Raw genomic sequence first — 17,257 nt, 5'->3', positions numbered from 1 at the left:
GCTTTCAACGATGTTCCAAGACAGACTCCAAGCGCGGCTCCTGCCCGCTCTCCAGCAAGCGTTCCAACAGCTCTTCCAGCACGACCTGGACACCAAGGCCGTGACCTTCCAAGGCACGCGGCCGGAGTTCGAGGGTGATGTCACCATCAACGTGTTCCCGTTCCTGAAGGCCAGCAAGCTGGGGCCGGAGCAAACGGCCACGGCCTTGGGCGAGTTCCTTAAAACCAACGTTGCGGAGGTCGAGCGCTTCAATGTCATCAAGGGTTTCCTCAACCTCGTCATTACCAACAGCTATTGGTTCACGTTCCTCAGTGAGGCAACCGCACTGGACATCCTCCAGTTCGCGCCGAACGGAAAGAAGGTGATGGTTGAGTACGCGAGCCCCAACACGAACAAGCCGCTGCACCTCGGCCACCTGCGCAACATCTTCCTCGGCTATAGCGTGAGCCGCATCCTTCAATGCGCGGGCAACGAAGTGGTGAAGGTGCAGGTGATCAACGACCGCGGCATCCACATCTGCAAGAGCATGTTGGCCTGGCAGAAGTTCGGCAACGGCGAAACGCCGCAGAGCAGCGGTTTGAAAGGCGATAAGCTGGTCGGGAAGTACTACGTGGAGTTCGACAAGGCCTACAAGAAGGAGATCGATGCGTTGATCGCTGCGGGCCGATCGAAAGAGGAAGCCGAAAAGGACGCCCCGATGCTACTCGAAGCCCAGGAGATGCTGCGTAAGTGGGAAGCGAACGACCCGCAGGTCCGCGCCTTGTGGGAGAAGATGAACGGCTGGGTGTACGAAGGCTTCGAGGCCACGTACCAGCGCGCCGGTGTGGACTTCGACCGGAACTACTACGAGAGCCAGACCTACGTGCTCGGCAAGAACGACGTGCTGGAGGGCTTGAAAAAGGGTGTGTTCTACGAGAAGGACGGGGCGGTTTGGGTGGATAACACCAAGGAAGGTCTCGATGAGAAGGTGCTGCTGCGCCGCGATGGCACCAGCGTGTACATGACGCAGGACATCGGTACTGCGATCAAGCGGTTCGAGGAGTATCCCGGCTTGAGCAAGTTGATCTACACCGTGGGGAACGAGCAGGACTACCACTTCAAGGTCCTGTTCATCATCCTGAAGAAGCTCGGGTTCGAATGGGCCAGCGAGCTCTTCCACTTGAGCTACGGCATGGTGGACCTGCCCAGCGGCAAGATGAAGAGCCGCGAAGGCACCGTTGTGGATGCCGACGACCTGATGGACGAAGTGGTTACCGAAGCACGCACGGCCGGCGAGCAGTTGAGCAAGCTCGATGACTTCAGCGAGGAAGAGCGCACCAGACTTTTCGAGATGATCGGGCTGGCCGCGTTGAAGTATTTCCTGCTGAAGGTGGATCCGAAGAAGCGGATGCTCTTCGACCCCGCCGCCAGCATCGACCTTCAAGGGCACACCGGACCGTTCATCCAATACACGTACGCGCGGATCAGGTCGTTGCTGCGCAAGTCCGGAAGCATGGCCACATGGTCCCATGAGCACATGGGCACATGGCTCTTGTTGCCGGAAGAGCGCAACGTCCTGAAGCTCCTCCACCAGTTCCCTGCGGTACTGCATGAAGCAGCTTCGCGCCTCGACCCCTCATCGGTGGCGAACCACGCTTACGAATTGGTGAAGGCCTACAACGGCTTCTACCAAGCCGTACCTGTGCTCAAGGAAGAAGATGCGGGCAAGCGCGACTTTCGTTTGGCGCTGAGCGGCGCCGTGGCAGCAGTGACGAAGAAGGCGATGTGGTGCCTGGCCATCGAAGTGCCGGAGCGGATGTGACAATTCCGACCCCTGAGTTCTCCGCGCTCTCTGCGTCTCTGCGGTGAAAACCCATCATCAGAACTTCGGGCACGGCACCGCCCTGAACTTCTTGCTCGGGCTGCGCTTGGGCCATTCGAAGATGAGGCTCACCTCGTGCGCGCCGCCGCTCTTCACACCCAGCCAGCTGATCGTAACATCGTAGCTGTACACGATGCGCAATTGCTTCTCGGTCTCGTAGCCGAACAACACCACTATCGCGTCGTCGTTCGGATAGCCGGGTGCATAGGCTTTCAGAGCGGGCAGGCCACGGTACCAAAGGCCGCCGGTCAGGTTGCGGTGGGTGAGGTAGGCGCCCAGGTCCAATTGGTCCCACTTGCCCTGGCTTTTGTAGTGCGCGGCCAACGTGGCGAACGAGCGGCTACGGCGCATCTTCTTGCCGTCGATGGGCATGCGGTAACCAGCGTGGATACTGGTGCGCACGGGCAGGCGCACATCGCCTTGGGTGAAGAGGGTCTGCTGAGGACGGTTCAGGTGGCTCAGTGAGGTGCCGATCCAGAACTGCTCGGTGTAGTACATGCCACCAGCGCCCACATCGAAGTAGCTGGCGCGCTCCACCATACCGGCTTCGATGCTCGTGGCCGCATTGTCGCGCACGATCTGGTCAGCGAACACCACGTTTGTGGGATCGAACGCGCGGAAAGTGTAGCCTACCTTCAATCCGAAGCGCACGGAACGGCGGCGGTCGATGGGCGCTTCATAGGCGTAGTTGAGGCCCACATGGGTGAACGACAGGTTGTTGCTGCCAGCCTGGTCGCGCATGGCGAAGACGCCATAGCCGTGGTGCATGTTCTCGGTGCGATGGTCGTAGCTCATCGCGTACGTGTCGTAGCCCTTGGGCAGACCGGTCCACTGTGTGCGGTAATTGAGGATAGCGCGCTCCTGCACGGTGTTCCCGGTCAGGGCAGGGTTCAGGTACAACGGTGCCGCGTAGAACTGGCTCAGTTGGGGATCCTGCGCAACGGCCGGCAAGGTCAGAGCCATGCTGGCCAGGATGATGCTCCTGCTGGTCCTCATGACTTATCGGAACAAGGTGATGTCGCCCATGCGCTCCACTTCGCGGTCGTCCACGAACGTGACCTTCATGGTGTAGGCGTAAACGTCCTGTTGGCTAAGGGCGTCGCGGTAGAAACCGTTCCAACCGATGCGGATGTCGTTGCTCTCGAAAACGAGCTCGCCCCAGCGGTTGTAGATGCGCATATTGAAGTCCTTGACGAATTGTACGAAGGGGAAGAACACATCGTTACTGAGGTCGTTCGGATCGTAGGTGCCATCGCCACCACCGGGGTTCGGCGTGAAGCCCGTGGGGATGTCGATATCGTAGATCGGGGTGATCTGGACGTTCTGCGTGGTGCTGCCGGTACAACCGTTGTCGTCCGTCACGGTCAAGGTCACCGGGAACACACCCACCGTGCCATAGCTGTGCTGCGTGGTCGGGTCGGTGCTGTTGTTGCCATCACCGAAGTCCCAAGCGAAGTCGGTGGGCGAGCCGGGGCTCTGATCGGTGAAGGTGATGGGTTGGTTGGCGAAATCCGTGAGATAGGTACTTGCCGTGAATGCGGCCGTGGGGGAAGGGTAGGCTGTGACCAGTCCGGTGTTCACCGCGTTCGCGCTACAGCCGTTCGGGGTGGTGACGGTGAGGCTCACCGTGTACGAGCCCGCATTGTTGTACGTGTACGAGGGAGCCACATCCGTGCTGCTGTTGCCGTCGCCGAACATCCACAGGTAGCTGACGGGTTGCGTGGTGAGGCTGTCGGGCATCTGCACCGTCAGGGGAGCGCAACCCTCTGCTATCACGGGAGGCAGCGTGATGGTCGGTGGTACATCGAGGATCAGCTGCACGCTCTCGGTGAGGGTGGCACCGCACTGGTCCGTTACCACTGCTGTGATCGTCTGGTTGGTGGTCACCGGCACGTTGAAGGGACCGTTGCCCGTGGTGCCCAATTGCGGCCAATTGATGACGTAGGTCCCGGCGTAGTTGTTCAACGTGGCGCTCACCGTTGCACTTTCCCCGGGGCACGCGATCGTATCACCGTACACGTCCAGGTTGGCCAAGGACAGGTCGAGGACGATGACTTGCTCAAACACCACCGGCGAGTTGCAACCGTTGCCGTCCGTAGCGCTCACCGTTACCACTTGCGATGCGGGGAACGAGTAGGTGATGGGCGAACCCGTACCGATGCCGCCCCACGTGATGGTGTAGGCTCCGCTGCCGCCGCTGGCTTGCGCCGTCATCATCACCGGTGCGTTCACGCACACCGTGTCAGGCACCTGCACGCTCAACGTGATGGGAGCAGGTGCGGTGAGCGTAGCGCTGGCCTGCGCTGTGCAGTTGTTCGCATCGGTGATCACCACGATGTACGTACCGGTACCCAGGCCGATGGCAGAGGGACCGGTCTGGCCGCCAGCGTTGGCGCTCCATTGGTAGGTGTATCCCGGTGTACCGCCGACGGCGCTCACGCTCACCGTACCGTTCAGGGTGTTGGCGCAGGTGGGGTTCGTGAACGCCAGGTTCGCACTGGTCAAGGGTGCCGGTTGGGGTACGAAGGCGCTCAGCGTAGTGTCACAACCGTATTGGTCGGTCACCGTCACCGTCCAAGTGCCGCTGGGCAGGCCAACGGCGCTCGGGGTGGTCTGCGCTGCGGGGTCATTCCACAGGTAGGTATTGCCGGGCAGGGCAGGGGCGAAGGCAATGCTGCCCGTGCTGCCGCCATTGCAGGCCACGCCGGTGGTGGTGAGGCTGGCATTGAGGAAAGAGGTGGAGAAGGTGATGTGCACCGTGTCCACGTCCTGCGGGCAGGTGGTGTTGCCGGTGGTGCTCAAGTACAGGTACACGCCGCCGTTGGCGATGTCCGCAGCGCTGGGATCGTACTGCGGGTTGAGACCACCACCCAGGAAGTTGCCGGTACCTCCGCTCCAAGTGCCGCCCGTGGCGTTCACCACGCTGCCGGTGAGTTGCACAGGTGCGCTGCTGCCGCAAGCGATCTGGTCAGGACCCGCGTTCGCTTGGTTGGGTTGGCCAGAAGCTTGTACGGTAGCTGTTGCGGTGGCCGGTGCGCAGCCGTTCGCATCCGTCACGCTAACGCTGTACGTGCCAGCGCCCACGGTAATGGATGGCGTGGTGGCACCGTTGCTCCACAGGTATTGGTAGGGTGAAGTGCCTCCGTTCACCGTGATGCTCACGCTGCCGTTGCCTTGCCCGGCGCACGCCTCGTTCACCACTTGCACGTTGCCGATGGTGATGGCCTGTGGTGCGGTCACCGTTGCGGTCATCGTGGTGTCGCAGCCGAGCTGGTCGGTTACGGTAATGGCATAGGTGCCAGCACCAAGACCGGTCGCGGTGGCACTGTTCTGCACCGGATTGGTGTTCCACTGGTAGGTGAGGCCCGGCGCGTTGGGGGTGAAGGAGGCACTGCCGTTCGTGCCGCCGTTGCAGGTGGCGTCCACATCGCTGGTGGCCGCGTTCAGGAAGGCATTGGAGTAGTTCACATGCACGGTGTCCACATCAGGCGGGCATCCACCGTTGCCGTTCGCGGTGAAGTAGAGGTCCACGCCGCCGTTCATGATATCGGCGTTCGTGGGGATGTACTGCTGGTTGTTGCCGTTGCCGATGAAGGTGCCTGCCCCGCCGCTCCAGTCCGTGCCACTGCTGTTCTGCGCGCTGCCGGTGACTATGGTGCTTCCGCCCAAGCACACGTTGAAGTTGTTGCCGGCGTTCGCCACCGGTGGTTGTGTCGTGTTCACGGTCACCGTGGCCGGTGCGCTCACGCATCCGTTACCGTCGCTCACCACCACGGTGTAGCTCCCCGCGCCCACATTGATGCTGTCGCTGTTCTGCGGCAGGATGCCCCAGTTGTAGTTGTAGGGAGCGGTGCCTTCGGTAACGTCCACGCTCACACTGCCATCGTTCAGGCCCGCGCAGCTTTCGTTGGTGCTGCTGGCGTCGATGAAGATCCCGTCGATGACGGTCACCTCATAGACGTATATCTGGAAAGCCGGGATCGGGCATGCGCCGTCGTCCACCGTCACGATGAAGGGGTAGAAGCCGCTGGTGCCTTGCGAGCCGGTCCAACACACCGTGCAGGTGATCGGGTTGGTGCCGGTGAAGCTGAACGTTGCGCCGGGCAAGCTCTGCTGCACGTTGGTCACCGCATCCAGGATGTTGTTCGCGTTCGCGTCGCTGATCACGAAGTCAAAGCAGATGTTGCCGCTTTCGCAGACCTGGATGGCGTTCGGGCCGGTCTGCACCGCGGCACCGCTCACGCTCCCGATTGTGCCGGTGCTGGCGTCGGGCGGCACGTTGCTGCACGGGTACACCACGAACTGCATGTCGCGCATCACGCTGCCCAGCCAGTTGCCCAAGCTGTCGTAGCTGTTCACTTCCACCACGACCACCCAGTTGCCCGCCAGGGTTGGCGTGAAGCTCAGCAGGCCCGTTTGCGCATCGATGGTGAGGCCGGTGATGGGCTGCGTGGCCGAGTAAGGAGGCACATAGGCGATGGGGACACCGCCCTGGTCCATGGCATTGATGAGCGTGTAGGTGAGCGAATCACCTTCGGGGTCGTAGGCACCCAAGCTGTAGGTCACCGGGTAGTTCTGGCACACGTACGGGCTGGCGATGCTGGTGAACTGCGGACTGTCCTCGCAGACACCACTGCTGTTGTCCAGCACGGCCTGCTCGTACATCTGCGTGTTGTTCGGGTTCTGCAGGTTGGCGATGGCCGCGTTGCGGTTGGCCAGTGACCAACTGATCGTCCATGCGTTGCACGGCGGCAGCGTTACCGTGGTGGTGTAGGTGTACTGCTCGATACCGGGGAGGTTGCCCCCGTTGCATGTGCTGTTGGGCAGTTGCTGGTCGCACAGCTGGCTCAGCTCCACCCCGTTCGGGGTGTTCACCGTTTGCGTGAAGTTGCCGCACGGACTGTCGAAGTTCACATCGAAGTTGTTGTTCAGCTGCACGCCGAAACAGTCGCGGTAAACGATGAGGGTGATCTGGTACTGGTTGTTGCCCAGGCAATCCCAGTAGATCTCGCCACCGCTGATGTGCGTGGCGCGGGCGGTGCCTGCCAGGGTGCCGATCAGGAAGATGGTGGGTAGTACTCGCCTCATGTGCTCCTGCGCCGCCTCGGTGGGTCCGCGCAGGAACTCGTATCGCAAACGGAAGGGGATGGTTCGTCAGTTTCGACGATCAGAGGCCCAGCATCGACGAAGGCGCCCAAGCGCATAGAGCAGGAAAGTCAAGCCCGAAGACGGTCATTCACACCTCGCGTGGCCGAGGGCCGATCGGGGCGGTTATTCCACGCGGTCCATCTCCACCCCGTACGTCTCCGGAAGGCGCCAAGCGCTGATGATGGCAAGGCTCCACACCAGTGCACCAATAAGCATGAGCGCACCGGCCGAGCCCAGAGATGTCGTTTTCAAGAGCTGGTGCAGGGGTATCATGAGCGTCACCGAACCCCGCATGAAGTTGGTCACGGTCGCAGTAACGAGCACGCGCAAATTGGTTCCGAAGTGTTCGGCTGTGGCCGTGGCGAACACGCTCAGGTAGCCGCATCCCAGCCCCATCAGGAAGCACGCGGCATAGCTACCTGCCCCCAAGGAGAACGCACCGAAGTAGAGCGCCGTGGCTGCGATGGCGAGCAGCATACCACCCAGCATGACCCGACGCCGTGTGCGCAACCACTGGCTCAGCAATCCCGTGCCCAGGTCACCAACGCAGATGCCCACCTGGAAGAGCGTGAAGGCTCTCGGCAACGACCAAACGTCCACGCCGAACGAAGCCGCCAGCTCAGGGGAGAGCGTAATAAGCAGCCCCACGCTGTACCAGATGGGAACCCCCATGGCGATGCAAGCGAGGTAACGCCAAGCGCGAGCGCCATTGCTGAAGAGGTGGCTGAATGAACCGTGCCGCGTGCTGGCTTGCCGCGCACGCTTGAACATGCCGCTCTCCATGCTCCGTACGCGGAAGAAAAGCAGGAGCAGGCCTGCTCCTCCGGCCAGTGCGAAGGCCGTTCGCCAGTGCAGCACATCGCCAGCGAGGCCCGCGCATACGGCCCCGAAGGCACCGAGCGTGGCCACGAGGATGGTGCCGTAGCCCCGGCGTTCCTTCGTCATGCTTTCGCCCACCAGTGTGATACCCGCGCCCAGCTCACCGGCCAAGCCAAGGCCCGCGAGGAAGCGGATCACGGCGTAGGCCGCTACGCTGTCAACGAACGCGTTGGCGATGTTGGCCAACGAATACAGAACAATACTGCCGAAGAGCACGCTCACGCGGCCGCGCTTGTCCCCGAGGATCCCGGTGAGGATGCCGCCGAGCATCATGCCTGCCATCTGCATCCACAGCAGCCACTCCCCGGCGTTGCTGAGCTCGTCGCCCGTGAGGCCAAGTTCCTTCAGACTAGGGATGCGGTAGATGTTGAAGAGGAAGATGTCGAAGGCGTCAACGAAGAAGCCCAAGCCGGCGGCCAGCACAACACGGTTGAACGGACGGGAGCGGAGCACGGGCCAAAGGTGCGATCGGGCAGGACTACTTTTCGGCCCCCGGCACAGCGGGACGATGACGCATGATAGTACTGCTCTCTCCTGCAAAGGACCTCGCCCAAGAAACGCCTGTTCTCGCTAGCGCAACGCAGCCGGTGCTGCTCAAGCATGCCGTGCCATTGGTGGAGAAACTGAAGACCCTCAGCGCTAAGAAGCTCTCGGGCCTTATGGACCTCAGCGCGAAGCTGGGCGAACTCAACCGCCAACGCTACGCCGACTGGAAGCCGCCCTTCACGCTGAAGAACGCGCGCCCGGCTGCGTTCACCTTCAACGGTGAAGTGTACCGTGGCCTCGATGCCCGTTCCCTGACTTCCGCCGACCTGGACTTCGCACAGCACCACCTGCGCATCCTCAGCGGGCTGTACGGCGTGCTGCGTCCGTTGGACCTTATGCAGGACTACCGCTTGATGATGGGCACACCCTTCGGTGTGGGCAAGGCCAAGGATCTTTATGCCTATTGGGGCGTGCTTGTTACCGACGCGCTGAACGCGGACCTGAAGGCGACCAAGAGCACGGTGGTCCTCAACTGTGCGTCCAGCGAATACGCAAGCGTGGTGGACACCGAGCAACTGAACGCACGCATCATCACACCGGTGTTCAAGGACAAGACGCCGAGCGGTTACAAAGTGGTGATGGTCTTCGCCAAGCAGCAGCGCGGGGCCATGGCGCGCTATATCATCCAGCACCGCATCATGGGTCACGAGCGTGTGAAGGCGTACGACGGTGACGGCTACCGCTTCGCGCCCGATGAAAGCACCGAGGACGAATGGGTGTTCCTACGGGCTGAACGGCCGCCACTGGTGCCGAAGAAGTTGGCCGGGGGAAGGATACGGTAGGTGCCCGGCCTCGACTGGTCACGGGGCGTTGCGCTCGTCTGTGGGCCGCGCGGCTACCTTGGTTGCATGCAAAGCCGTGTTCGTCATGTTTGGATGGCATCCATACTGCTGAGTGCGCTATGCACTGCGCAGAACCCGGTGTGGAGCCCCGATGTGGCGAACATCGTCTACACGCATTGCACCGGCTGCCATCACCCCGGCACAGCGGCGCCCTTCGACCTGATGGGTTATCAGGATGCGGTCACCAACAGTATCGCCATCAGCGAGGCCGTTGTGCTCGGGCACATGCCACCTTGGCCTGCTGATCCGGACTACAGGCATTTCGCCAATGAGAACATCCTCACGCAAGGCGAGATCGATGCCGTTGCGAATTGGGTGCTGCAAGGCACGCCCTTCGGCGACCCCTTGCTGGAGCCCGATCCCCCTACGTTCCCCAGCGGAGGCTCCATGCTCACTACCGTCGATCATGTGGTGGCCATTCCGCCGTACACGTTGCAGAGCGACCTCGACGAGTACCGCTGGTTCGCCATACCGACAAACTTCCCCGACACCGTGTACGTGAACGCGATAGAGGTGCTGCCCGGTATTGACGATGTAGTGCACCACGTTGACATCTCGTTCGACATGACGGGCAACACGATGGCGAACGACATGCAGGACCCACTGCCCGGGTTCAACGGATCAACCGGCCAACCCACCTACACGTTCTACATGAACGCTTGGCAACCTGGGGGTGACATCGTGCGCTATCCGCAGGATTGGGGCATTGCGGTGCCGCCCGGTGCTGACTTCGTGCTGGAGATCCATTACGGACCCTACCACCAAGGCCAGGTGGACAGCACCGTGCTGAACCTGCAATTCGTGACGAACGCCAGCGACGTGCGCCCTGTGCGGGTGGGTTGGTTGTTGTCCCAGAACCCGCCAGGTCTTGTGGATGGTCCTTTCGTGCTACCTGCGAACACGATCAGTACGTTCCACCAAGAGTACAACGTGCCGAACAGCCGCTCGTTCATCTCCATCTGCCCACACATGCACCAATTGGGGCGGAGCTACAAAGTGTGGTATGAGCACCAGGGCGACAGCATCCCGCTCATCGATATCCCCTGGTGGCACTTCCACTGGCAGCGCTACTACACGTTCCAGTACGTGCAGCCCATCCCGGCCGGCGCGGTGATCAAGAGCGAGGGCGTGTACGACAATACGGTCGGCAATCCGCACAATCCGCACAACCCACCGCAGAACGTGTACTTGGGAAGCACCACGGAGGATGAGATGTTCCTGTGCTATTTCATCTGGGCCAGCTACCAGGCCGGTGATGAGGATGTGCTGATGGACAGTTCACTGGTAGCGGCTGTTCCTTCAGCCATGGCGCCGCTGGCCGTTTTATCCGTGTTCCCCAACCCGGCACAGCAAGAGGTGGTTGTGGAAGGTTTGGACCCGCTCGCGATCGTGTCCGTTTTGGACGCGGACGGTAGGACAGTGGCCGTGCCGCGATTCGGCAACAGGTTCGATGTGCGGCATTTGCCCAACGGCCTCTACGCCGCGCGCACCGGGCAACGGAGCTTCCGCTTCGTAGTGCAACACTGAGCCCGACGGGCTGCCGGTCACCTCCAGCCTCCGCCCAGCGCATGGTACATGCCAACCACGGCGGTCATGCGCTGCTTCTGGGTTTCCACCAATTCGAACTTGCTTTCGAGCGCATCGCGCTGGGTGAGCAGCACTTCCATGTAATCGGCGCGTGCGGAGCGGAACAGGTTGGTGGAAAGGTTGATGGAGCTGGAGAGCGCATCCACTTGTTGCTTCCGCAGGTCGTAGCTGTTGCGCAGGTTCTCGATGTTCGAGAGCTGGTTCACCACTTCCACGTAGGCGTTGAGAACGGTCTGCTCGTACTGGTACACCGCCTGCATTTGATGCGCATTGGCGCCGATGTAGGTTGCTTTGATCGCGTTCCTGTTCACCAGCGGTGCAACCAGATCCCCAGCTACGCTGTAGATGAGCGATGCAGGCGTTTCCGTCAGCAACGCAGCATCGAACGCATTGAGGCCGATGCCCGCGGTGAGCCGCACGGAAGGATAGAAGTTCGCCTTTGCGGCCTTCACATCCAGCTTGGCAGCAGCGAGCTCGAGCTCCGCCTGGCGGATGTCCGGGCGATAGGAGAGCAGCTGTGATGGAACGCCCGCGGAGATGCTGTCCAGCACGAGGCTGGCGAACGATGCGGAACCGCGCGTCACTGCCTGCGGGTAGCGGCCCACCAGGAAGTTGATGCGGTTCTCCGTCTCCGTGATGCGCTGCTGGATATCGAACAGGTTGCTGCAGTTCTTGAGCACTTCAGCCTCGAATCGCCGCACGGCCAGTTCCGTGACTTTCGCTGCCTGCTTTTCCAGCTTCACGATCTCCAACGCGTCCTGCTGGATGGCGATGTTGTTGCGCAGGATCTCCAGCTGGTTGTCCAACGCCATCAACTCGTAGTAGCTGTTGGCGATCTCCGCGACCAGGTGAGTGATCATGAAGTTCCGGCCCTCCACGGTGCCCAGGTAGCGCATCATCGCCGCCTTCTTCGCGTTTCGCAGCTTCTTCCAGATGTCGATCTCCCACGATGCGCGTGCGGCCACGATATAGTTCGGCAGCGGCTCAGGGAACCTGGTCTCCTCCTTGATGTCAAGGTTGTGCTCCACGGCCCCGTTACGCGTGAATTCGCCCACCTTGTCAACCTCCGCTGCGGCACCCGCTTCCACGAAGGGCAGGTATTCTCCTTTGCGTGCGCGCACCTCGCTCTGCGCCACGGCGATCTCCTGCAGCATGATGTTAAGCTCCTGGTTGTTGGCCAGGGCGCTATCGATGAGCATGCGGAGGTGGGGGTCGATGAAGAATGCGCGCCATGGCGTGTTCGCGGCATTCGTCGTGTCCGAATTGCTGGCGTAGGACGCGGGCGTGTCCTTCCGGACTTCGCGCACCTTCAGTGCCGGAACACAGGAAGAGAGCCCGAGCAGGGCCAGCACGCAGGCGGTTCCGAGGAAATTGATCGTTCGGCTCATGGTTCAGTCCTTCTTGCGTTTCAAGGCCTCGCGCAAGCGCACGGAGAGCGACCGGATGACCTCTTTGGAGGCAGTGTCCTCTTCGGCGTGCCGCACGAATTCCTCCGAGACCGGTTCATCGCGCTCGTCGCTGATGAGCTTGCGCCCCTTGATCATGTTGGCAAAGACGTAGTACAGGCCTGGGATCACAAGCACACCGAGCACCGTGCCCACGAGCATGCCGCCGAGGGATGACGAACCGATCGTCCGATTGCCGATCGCACCAGCACCCGAAGCCAGGACCAATGGGATCAGGCCTGCCACGAAGGCGAAAGAAGTCATGAGGATGGGGCGGAACCGTGCCTTCGAACCCTCGATCGTAGCTTCGAGCACGGAGGCTCCCGCGCGCTGCTTCTGCACGGCGAACTCGACTATCAGCACCGCGTTCTTGCCCAGCAGACCGATGAGCATGATGATGCCGATCTGCGCGTACACGTCGTTCGCCAGGCCCATCGCTTTGAGCAGTAGCAAGGAGCCGAGCACACCGACCGGAAGGGAGAGGATCACCACCAGCGGTAGAACGAAGCTCTCATACTGGGCGGCGAGTACCAGGTACACGAAAATGAGCACGACCAGGAAGATGTAGATGGCTTCGTTGCCGCGACGTGCTTCGTCGTACGAGAGCCCTTCCCACGCGATATCGTAGCCGCGCGGCAGCGTTTTCTTGGCCACCTCCTGGATCGCCTTGATCGCATCGCCGCTGGTGTAGCCCTCTACCGAAAGCCCTCGGATGGTCGCGGAATTGTAGAGGTTGTAGCGCGTGATCTCGTTCGGGCCCAAGCGCTTCTCGAAGTGCATGAAGGAGGAGTAGGGCACCATCTCACCTTCCTCGTTCTTCACGAACAGGCCAGTGAGATCGGTCGGATACCGGCGATACTCCGGCGCGGCCTGCGCATACACCTTGAAGAAACGGCCGAAGCGGATGAAGCCCTGCTCATAGGTGCTGCCGATGAGGATGTTCAGGTTCTCGACGGCCTTACCGATGCTCACGCCTTTCTGCATGGCCAGGTCGTTGTCGATGATCATCTCGTACTGCGGGAAGTTGGCCGCATAGAAGGTGAACAGGCCGGTGAGTTCCTTGCGCTTGGCCAGCGCTTCCATGAACTCGTTGTTGATGCGTTCGAACTCGTGGTAGTCCGTGCCGTTCGTCTTGTCCAGCATGCGCAGCGAGAAGCCGGCCGATGAACCGAAGCCCGGTACGGCCGGTGGTTCGAAGAACTCGATGACCGCACCGAGGTCCTTCGTCTTCTCCTCGAGCTCCTCCATCACCTCGTTCACATTCTTGTCGCGTTCGTCCCAGGGCTTCAGGTCGATGAGACACGTCCCGGCGTTCGAGCCGCGGCCCTCGGTCATGATCTCATAACCCGCCAGCGACGACACCGATTCCACTTCGGGGATCTCCTCGCAGATCTTCTGCAGGTCGCGCGCTACCTCGTTGGTGGTCTCCAGCGTGGAACCGGGCGGCGTTTGCACGATGGCGTAGATGGTGCCTTGGTCCTCGCTGGGGATGAAGCCGGCCGGCAGCACCTGGTTGGTGAGGTAGATCGCGAAGCAGAAACCGATGAGCGCACCGAACGTGAGCACGCGCAGAACGACGATCCTGTTCAGCACGGCCACATACCGACCGGTCAAGCCCTCGAACCAGCGGTTGAAGGCGTCGATGCCCTTGTCGAGAAACGTCCTCTTGCGCGTCCCATGGGCCTTCAAGAGCATCGCACAGAGCACTGGCGTAAGGGTGAGCGCCACCAGGCCCGAAATGATGATGGAGCCCGCCATCGTGATGGAGAACTGACGGTAGAACACACCGACCGGACCGGTCATGAACGAGACGGGGATGAACACGGAGACCATTACCAGCGTGATGGCGATGATGGCACCACCGATCTCGCCCATCACCTCCTTCACCGCAGCGTATGGCGTGAGGGCGTGGTTGCCCTCCATCTTGGCGTGCACGGCCTCCACCACGACGATCGCGTTGTCCACCACGATGCCGATGGCGAGCACCAAGGCGAACAGCGTGATCAGGTTGATCGACAGGTCGAACACCTGCATCACGAAGAAGGCACCGATCAACGACACCGGAACCGCGATGATCGGGATCAGCGTGGAGCGCCAGTCACCGAGGAAGATGAACACCACCAAGGCGACCAGGAGGAAGGCCTCCAACAGGGTGTGCAGCACTTGTTCGATGGACGCATCAAGAAAGGTGCTCACATCGTAGCTTACCTTGTAATCGATACCCGGCGGCATGAAGGCGGCCTGCTCCTTCAGCTTCTCCTTCACCTGGGCGATCACCTCGCTGGCATTGCTGCCCAGGGTTTGTTTCAGTACGATGGAAGCCGAGGGTTTGCCATCGAGGTTGGAATAGATGTCGAAGAACTCGCTGCCCAGTTCCACGTCGGCGATGTCGCGCAACTTGATCATCTCCCCCTCCTCGTTCGCACGGATGATGATGTTCCTGTATTGCTCGGGCTCGTTGAACTGGCCTTGGTAGATGAGCACGTACTCGAGTGCTTGCGCATTGATGCCGGAACTCTGGCCCAAGCGGCCCGGCCGTGCGATGAGGCTCTGTTCCTCCATGGCCTTCATCACCTCCTCGGCGGAGATGTTGTAGGCGCGCATGCGGTCCGGCTTCATCCACACGCGCATGGCGTACTTGCGGCTGCCAAGGATCTGCGCCTGCGCCACGCCGGGGATCCGCTGGATCTCCGGGATCAATTGCGTGAAGGCGTAGTTGTACAGGAAGAGCTCGTCCGCGTCCTCGCCGTTGCCGTATAGGTTCACGTACATGAGCATGCTGGGCTGCACCGGCGTGATGATCACACCCTCGCGCTGCACGAGCAGCGGCAGGTTGGGCATCACCTGGTCCACGCGCGTCTTCACGCGCACCACGGCTTCGTTGGGATCGGTGCCTGGCTCGAAGATCACGCGGATGGTGCCCTCGCCCGCACTGGTAGCATCGCTGGCGATGTAGCGCATGTCCTGCACGCCGTTGATCGCCGTTTCGAGCTGGATGATGGTGCTCTTGGTGAGCACGTCGGCGCTGGCGCCGGGGTACGCGATGAAGATGTTCACCGTGGTGGGCGCGATCTCCGGGAACTGCGCCGTGGGCAGTTGCTTCATGGCCAACCCCCCAACGAAGAGGATCAGCACGGAGATGACGATGGCCAGTACCGGCCGCTGGATGAAATTCCTGAACATGGATCGAAGAGGTTGGGGTCAGTTCACCACAGAGGCACAGAGGGCACGGAGGGAGTGAAACGCCTGCCTTGCTCTGTGTGCTCCGTGCTTCTGTGGTGAAGCACTCAATGGGTTCATTCAGCGTACAGGTCCAAGTGCTTCACCACGGAGTCCGGCGCGATGAACTCCACGTCGACCTTGTCGGCGTCCTTCACTTTGCGCAGGCCTTCCAGCAGGATGCGGTCCTCCTTCTTCAGGCCCGCGTTCACCACGAATAGGTGCTGCAGTTCGGGGCCTACCTCGATGCGTGCCGTGTGCAGCACGCCCCCCTTGTCGATCACGAACACGTAGCGGTGGTCGAGCACCTCGAAGGTGGCTTTCTGCGGGACCAGCAGCACGCCCTTCAGGTGCGAATCCATGAGGATGTTGCCCGTTCCGCCGTGGCGCAGGAGGCCCTTCGGATTGGGGAATGTCGCGCGGAAGGCGATGTTGCCGGTGGTGTTGTTGAAGTCGCTCTCGATGGCGGTGATCTCGCCGGGCTGATCGAAGAACTCGCCATTGGCCATCATCAACATCACCTTGGTGCCGTTGTCGGCCAGCGCATTCTTCTTGTAGGCCAGGTATTCGGCTTCGGGCACGTTGAAGTACACCCACATTGCACTGTTGTCCGACAGTTCCGTCAGCAGTTCACCCTCATCGAGCAAGCTTCCCTTCCGCACATGGAAGCGGCCCACGATGCCATCGAACGGAGCAGTGATCTCCGTGAAACCCAAATGGGCTTGGGCCATGTTCAGTTCGGCTTTGGCCTTGTCCAACCGCGCCTTGGCCAGTGCCAGCTCATTGGGCGAAACCACATTGCTATCGGCGAGGCTCTTGGTGTTCCGGTATTCGATCTCCGCGAACTCGGCTTCGGCTTGAGCCCGCTGTACTTCGGCCTGGTAGAGCACAGGCCGGATGCGGAACATGAGCTGACCTTCCTTCACCTCCTCGCCTTCGTCCACCAGCATGTCCTGGAGGTAGCCCTTCTCCAAGGCGCGCAGTTCAATGTGTTGCACGGAGTGGATCTGGCACACGTAGTCACGGGCCACCACGGTGTCGGCCAGAAGCGGACTGGTCGCGGGATAGCGGCCGTGCTCGTGGCTTTCGTGCTCCTCGTCGTGGTGCACGCTGCAGCCGGTGGCCAAGGCAGCCAAGAGGAGCAACGACGCATAGGGGAATGGGGTTGAACGGAGGTAGATCATACGGTTCTGTGCTGCTGAGCGGAAAGAGGAACGAGGCCTTGCGGGAGTTCCGATGTCTTCGGCCGGACCGGACGCGGTGCAACGGAACGACGTGCAGGGGGGGGAGGAGCGAGGCGGTGGCGATGCGCGTTCGGCGATCACCGGAAAGCGACACCTACCGCGACCATGCCCGGATCAACAACTGCTCAGGGAGCCGAAGGCTGAAGCCCGCTGGCGTGCAGGAAGGCGACCAAGGGCCGCTGCGCGTTACCGCTATGCACAATGGACCACGCTTGCCGCAACTGCACAATGCGCAGATGCTCCGGGCCAAAGGCCAAGGTCAAGTGGTCTTCATCGATCCCGGCACCGGCCCCTTCTTCTTCCTGGACCAATGGTGGTACCACGCCCTCTTCAAGCATGGCCACATGGCCCATGGCATGCAGTGCATGCGGCAACAGGAACTGGAAGCCCAACAGCATCACGCACGCCAAGAGGCCGGTGCGGAGCAATCGTTGGGCTTTGGGGAACATACCGGGTGAAAAACGGCGACGAACGTAGAACGCACCC

10 protein-coding genes are annotated in these 17,257 nt (G+C 61.3%); 3 read left to right on the top strand and 7 right to left on the bottom strand.

All coding sequences use genetic code 11. From position 1 onward, the window contains the following. The first annotated feature begins 10 nt into the window (after positions 1–10). Positions 11–1,801, top strand: a complete 1,791-nt coding sequence (locus IPJ76_18305; GenBank protein QQR86508.1) for an arginine--tRNA ligase — start codon at positions 11–13, stop codon at positions 1,799–1,801. Positions 1,802–1,858: 57 nt separating this feature from the next. On the opposite strand, the gene IPJ76_18300 is transcribed toward IPJ76_18305, so the two are convergent. The 3 genes from IPJ76_18300 to IPJ76_18290 all read right to left on the bottom strand — a co-directional run bounded on the left by IPJ76_18300 (position 1,859) and on the right by IPJ76_18290 (position 8,341). Then, the gene (locus IPJ76_18300; protein QQR86507.1) at positions 1,859–2,857 is read right to left on the bottom strand and encodes a type IX secretion system membrane protein PorP/SprF; all 999 of its coding nucleotides are present in this window, start codon (positions 2,855–2,857) and stop codon (positions 1,859–1,861) included. Positions 2,858–2,860: 3 nt separating this feature from the next. Then, a complete protein-coding gene (locus IPJ76_18295; GenBank protein QQR86506.1) occupies positions 2,861–6,997 on the bottom strand; it encodes a PKD domain-containing protein in 4,137 nt (1,378 codons plus the stop codon). Between the two features lie 135 nt (positions 6,998–7,132). Continuing rightward, positions 7,133–8,341, bottom strand: a complete 1,209-nt coding sequence (locus IPJ76_18290) for an MFS transporter (GenBank protein QQR86505.1) — start codon at positions 8,339–8,341, stop codon at positions 7,133–7,135. A gap of 62 nt (positions 8,342–8,403) precedes the next feature. On the opposite strand from IPJ76_18290, the gene yaaA reads away from it, so the two are divergent. Next, positions 8,404–9,216, top strand: a complete 813-nt coding sequence (yaaA, locus tag IPJ76_18285) for a peroxide stress protein YaaA (protein ID QQR86504.1) — start codon at positions 8,404–8,406, stop codon at positions 9,214–9,216. Positions 9,217–9,309: 93 nt separating this feature from the next. After that, positions 9,310–10,803, top strand: a complete 1,494-nt coding sequence (locus IPJ76_18280) for a hypothetical protein (protein QQR86503.1) — start codon at positions 9,310–9,312, stop codon at positions 10,801–10,803. A gap of 17 nt (positions 10,804–10,820) precedes the next feature. Here the strand turns inward: IPJ76_18280 and IPJ76_18275 are convergent, their stop codons facing one another. From IPJ76_18275 to IPJ76_18260, 4 genes are all read right to left on the bottom strand, one after another. After that, complete coding sequence (locus tag IPJ76_18275; GenBank protein QQR86502.1) at positions 10,821–12,251, bottom strand: efflux transporter outer membrane subunit; 1,431 nt, start codon at positions 12,249–12,251, stop codon at positions 10,821–10,823. A 3-nt stretch (positions 12,252–12,254) separates the two neighbouring features. Further along, complete coding sequence (locus tag IPJ76_18270; protein ID QQR86501.1) at positions 12,255–15,491, bottom strand: efflux RND transporter permease subunit; 3,237 nt, start codon at positions 15,489–15,491, stop codon at positions 12,255–12,257. A gap of 113 nt (positions 15,492–15,604) precedes the next feature. Next, positions 15,605–16,711 carry an efflux RND transporter periplasmic adaptor subunit gene (locus IPJ76_18265; GenBank protein ID QQR86500.1) on the bottom strand — a complete coding sequence of 369 codons (1,107 nt, stop codon included), beginning with the start codon at positions 16,709–16,711 and terminating at the stop codon, positions 15,605–15,607. A gap of 185 nt (positions 16,712–16,896) precedes the next feature. After that, positions 16,897–17,220 (bottom strand): hypothetical protein, encoded by a 324-nt coding sequence (locus IPJ76_18260; protein ID QQR86499.1) that lies wholly within the window; start codon positions 17,218–17,220, stop codon positions 16,897–16,899. Positions 17,221–17,257: the final 37 nt, after the last annotated feature.

It is taken from the genome of Flavobacteriales bacterium, from assembly GCA_016699575.1.
Taxonomy (GTDB): Bacteria; Bacteroidota; Bacteroidia; order Flavobacteriales_F; family PHOS-HE28; genus PHOS-HE28.
Note: the sequence above shows the minus strand (reverse complement) of the source record. Positions and strands in the feature narration are given on the sequence as shown.

Bases quoted from the DNA above. Each gene is read 5' to 3' on its own strand.
- IPJ76_18305 (QQR86508.1), top strand. From the start codon at position 11: ATGTTCCAAGACAGACTCCAAGCGCGGCTCCTGCCCGCTCTCCAGCAA.
- IPJ76_18300 (QQR86507.1), bottom strand. From the start codon at position 2,857: ATGAGGACCAGCAGGAGCATCATCCTGGCCAGCATGGCTCTGACCTTG.
- yaaA (QQR86504.1), top strand. From the start codon at position 8,404: ATGATAGTACTGCTCTCTCCTGCAAAGGACCTCGCCCAAGAAACGCCT.
- IPJ76_18280 (QQR86503.1), top strand. From the start codon at position 9,310: ATGGCATCCATACTGCTGAGTGCGCTATGCACTGCGCAGAACCCGGTG.
- IPJ76_18275 (QQR86502.1), bottom strand. From the start codon at position 12,251: ATGAGCCGAACGATCAATTTCCTCGGAACCGCCTGCGTGCTGGCCCTG.
- IPJ76_18270 (QQR86501.1), bottom strand. From the start codon at position 15,491: ATGTTCAGGAATTTCATCCAGCGGCCGGTACTGGCCATCGTCATCTCC.
- IPJ76_18265 (QQR86500.1), bottom strand. From the start codon at position 16,711: ATGATCTACCTCCGTTCAACCCCATTCCCCTATGCGTCGTTGCTCCTC.
- IPJ76_18260 (QQR86499.1), bottom strand. From the start codon at position 17,220: ATGTTCCCCAAAGCCCAACGATTGCTCCGCACCGGCCTCTTGGCGTGC.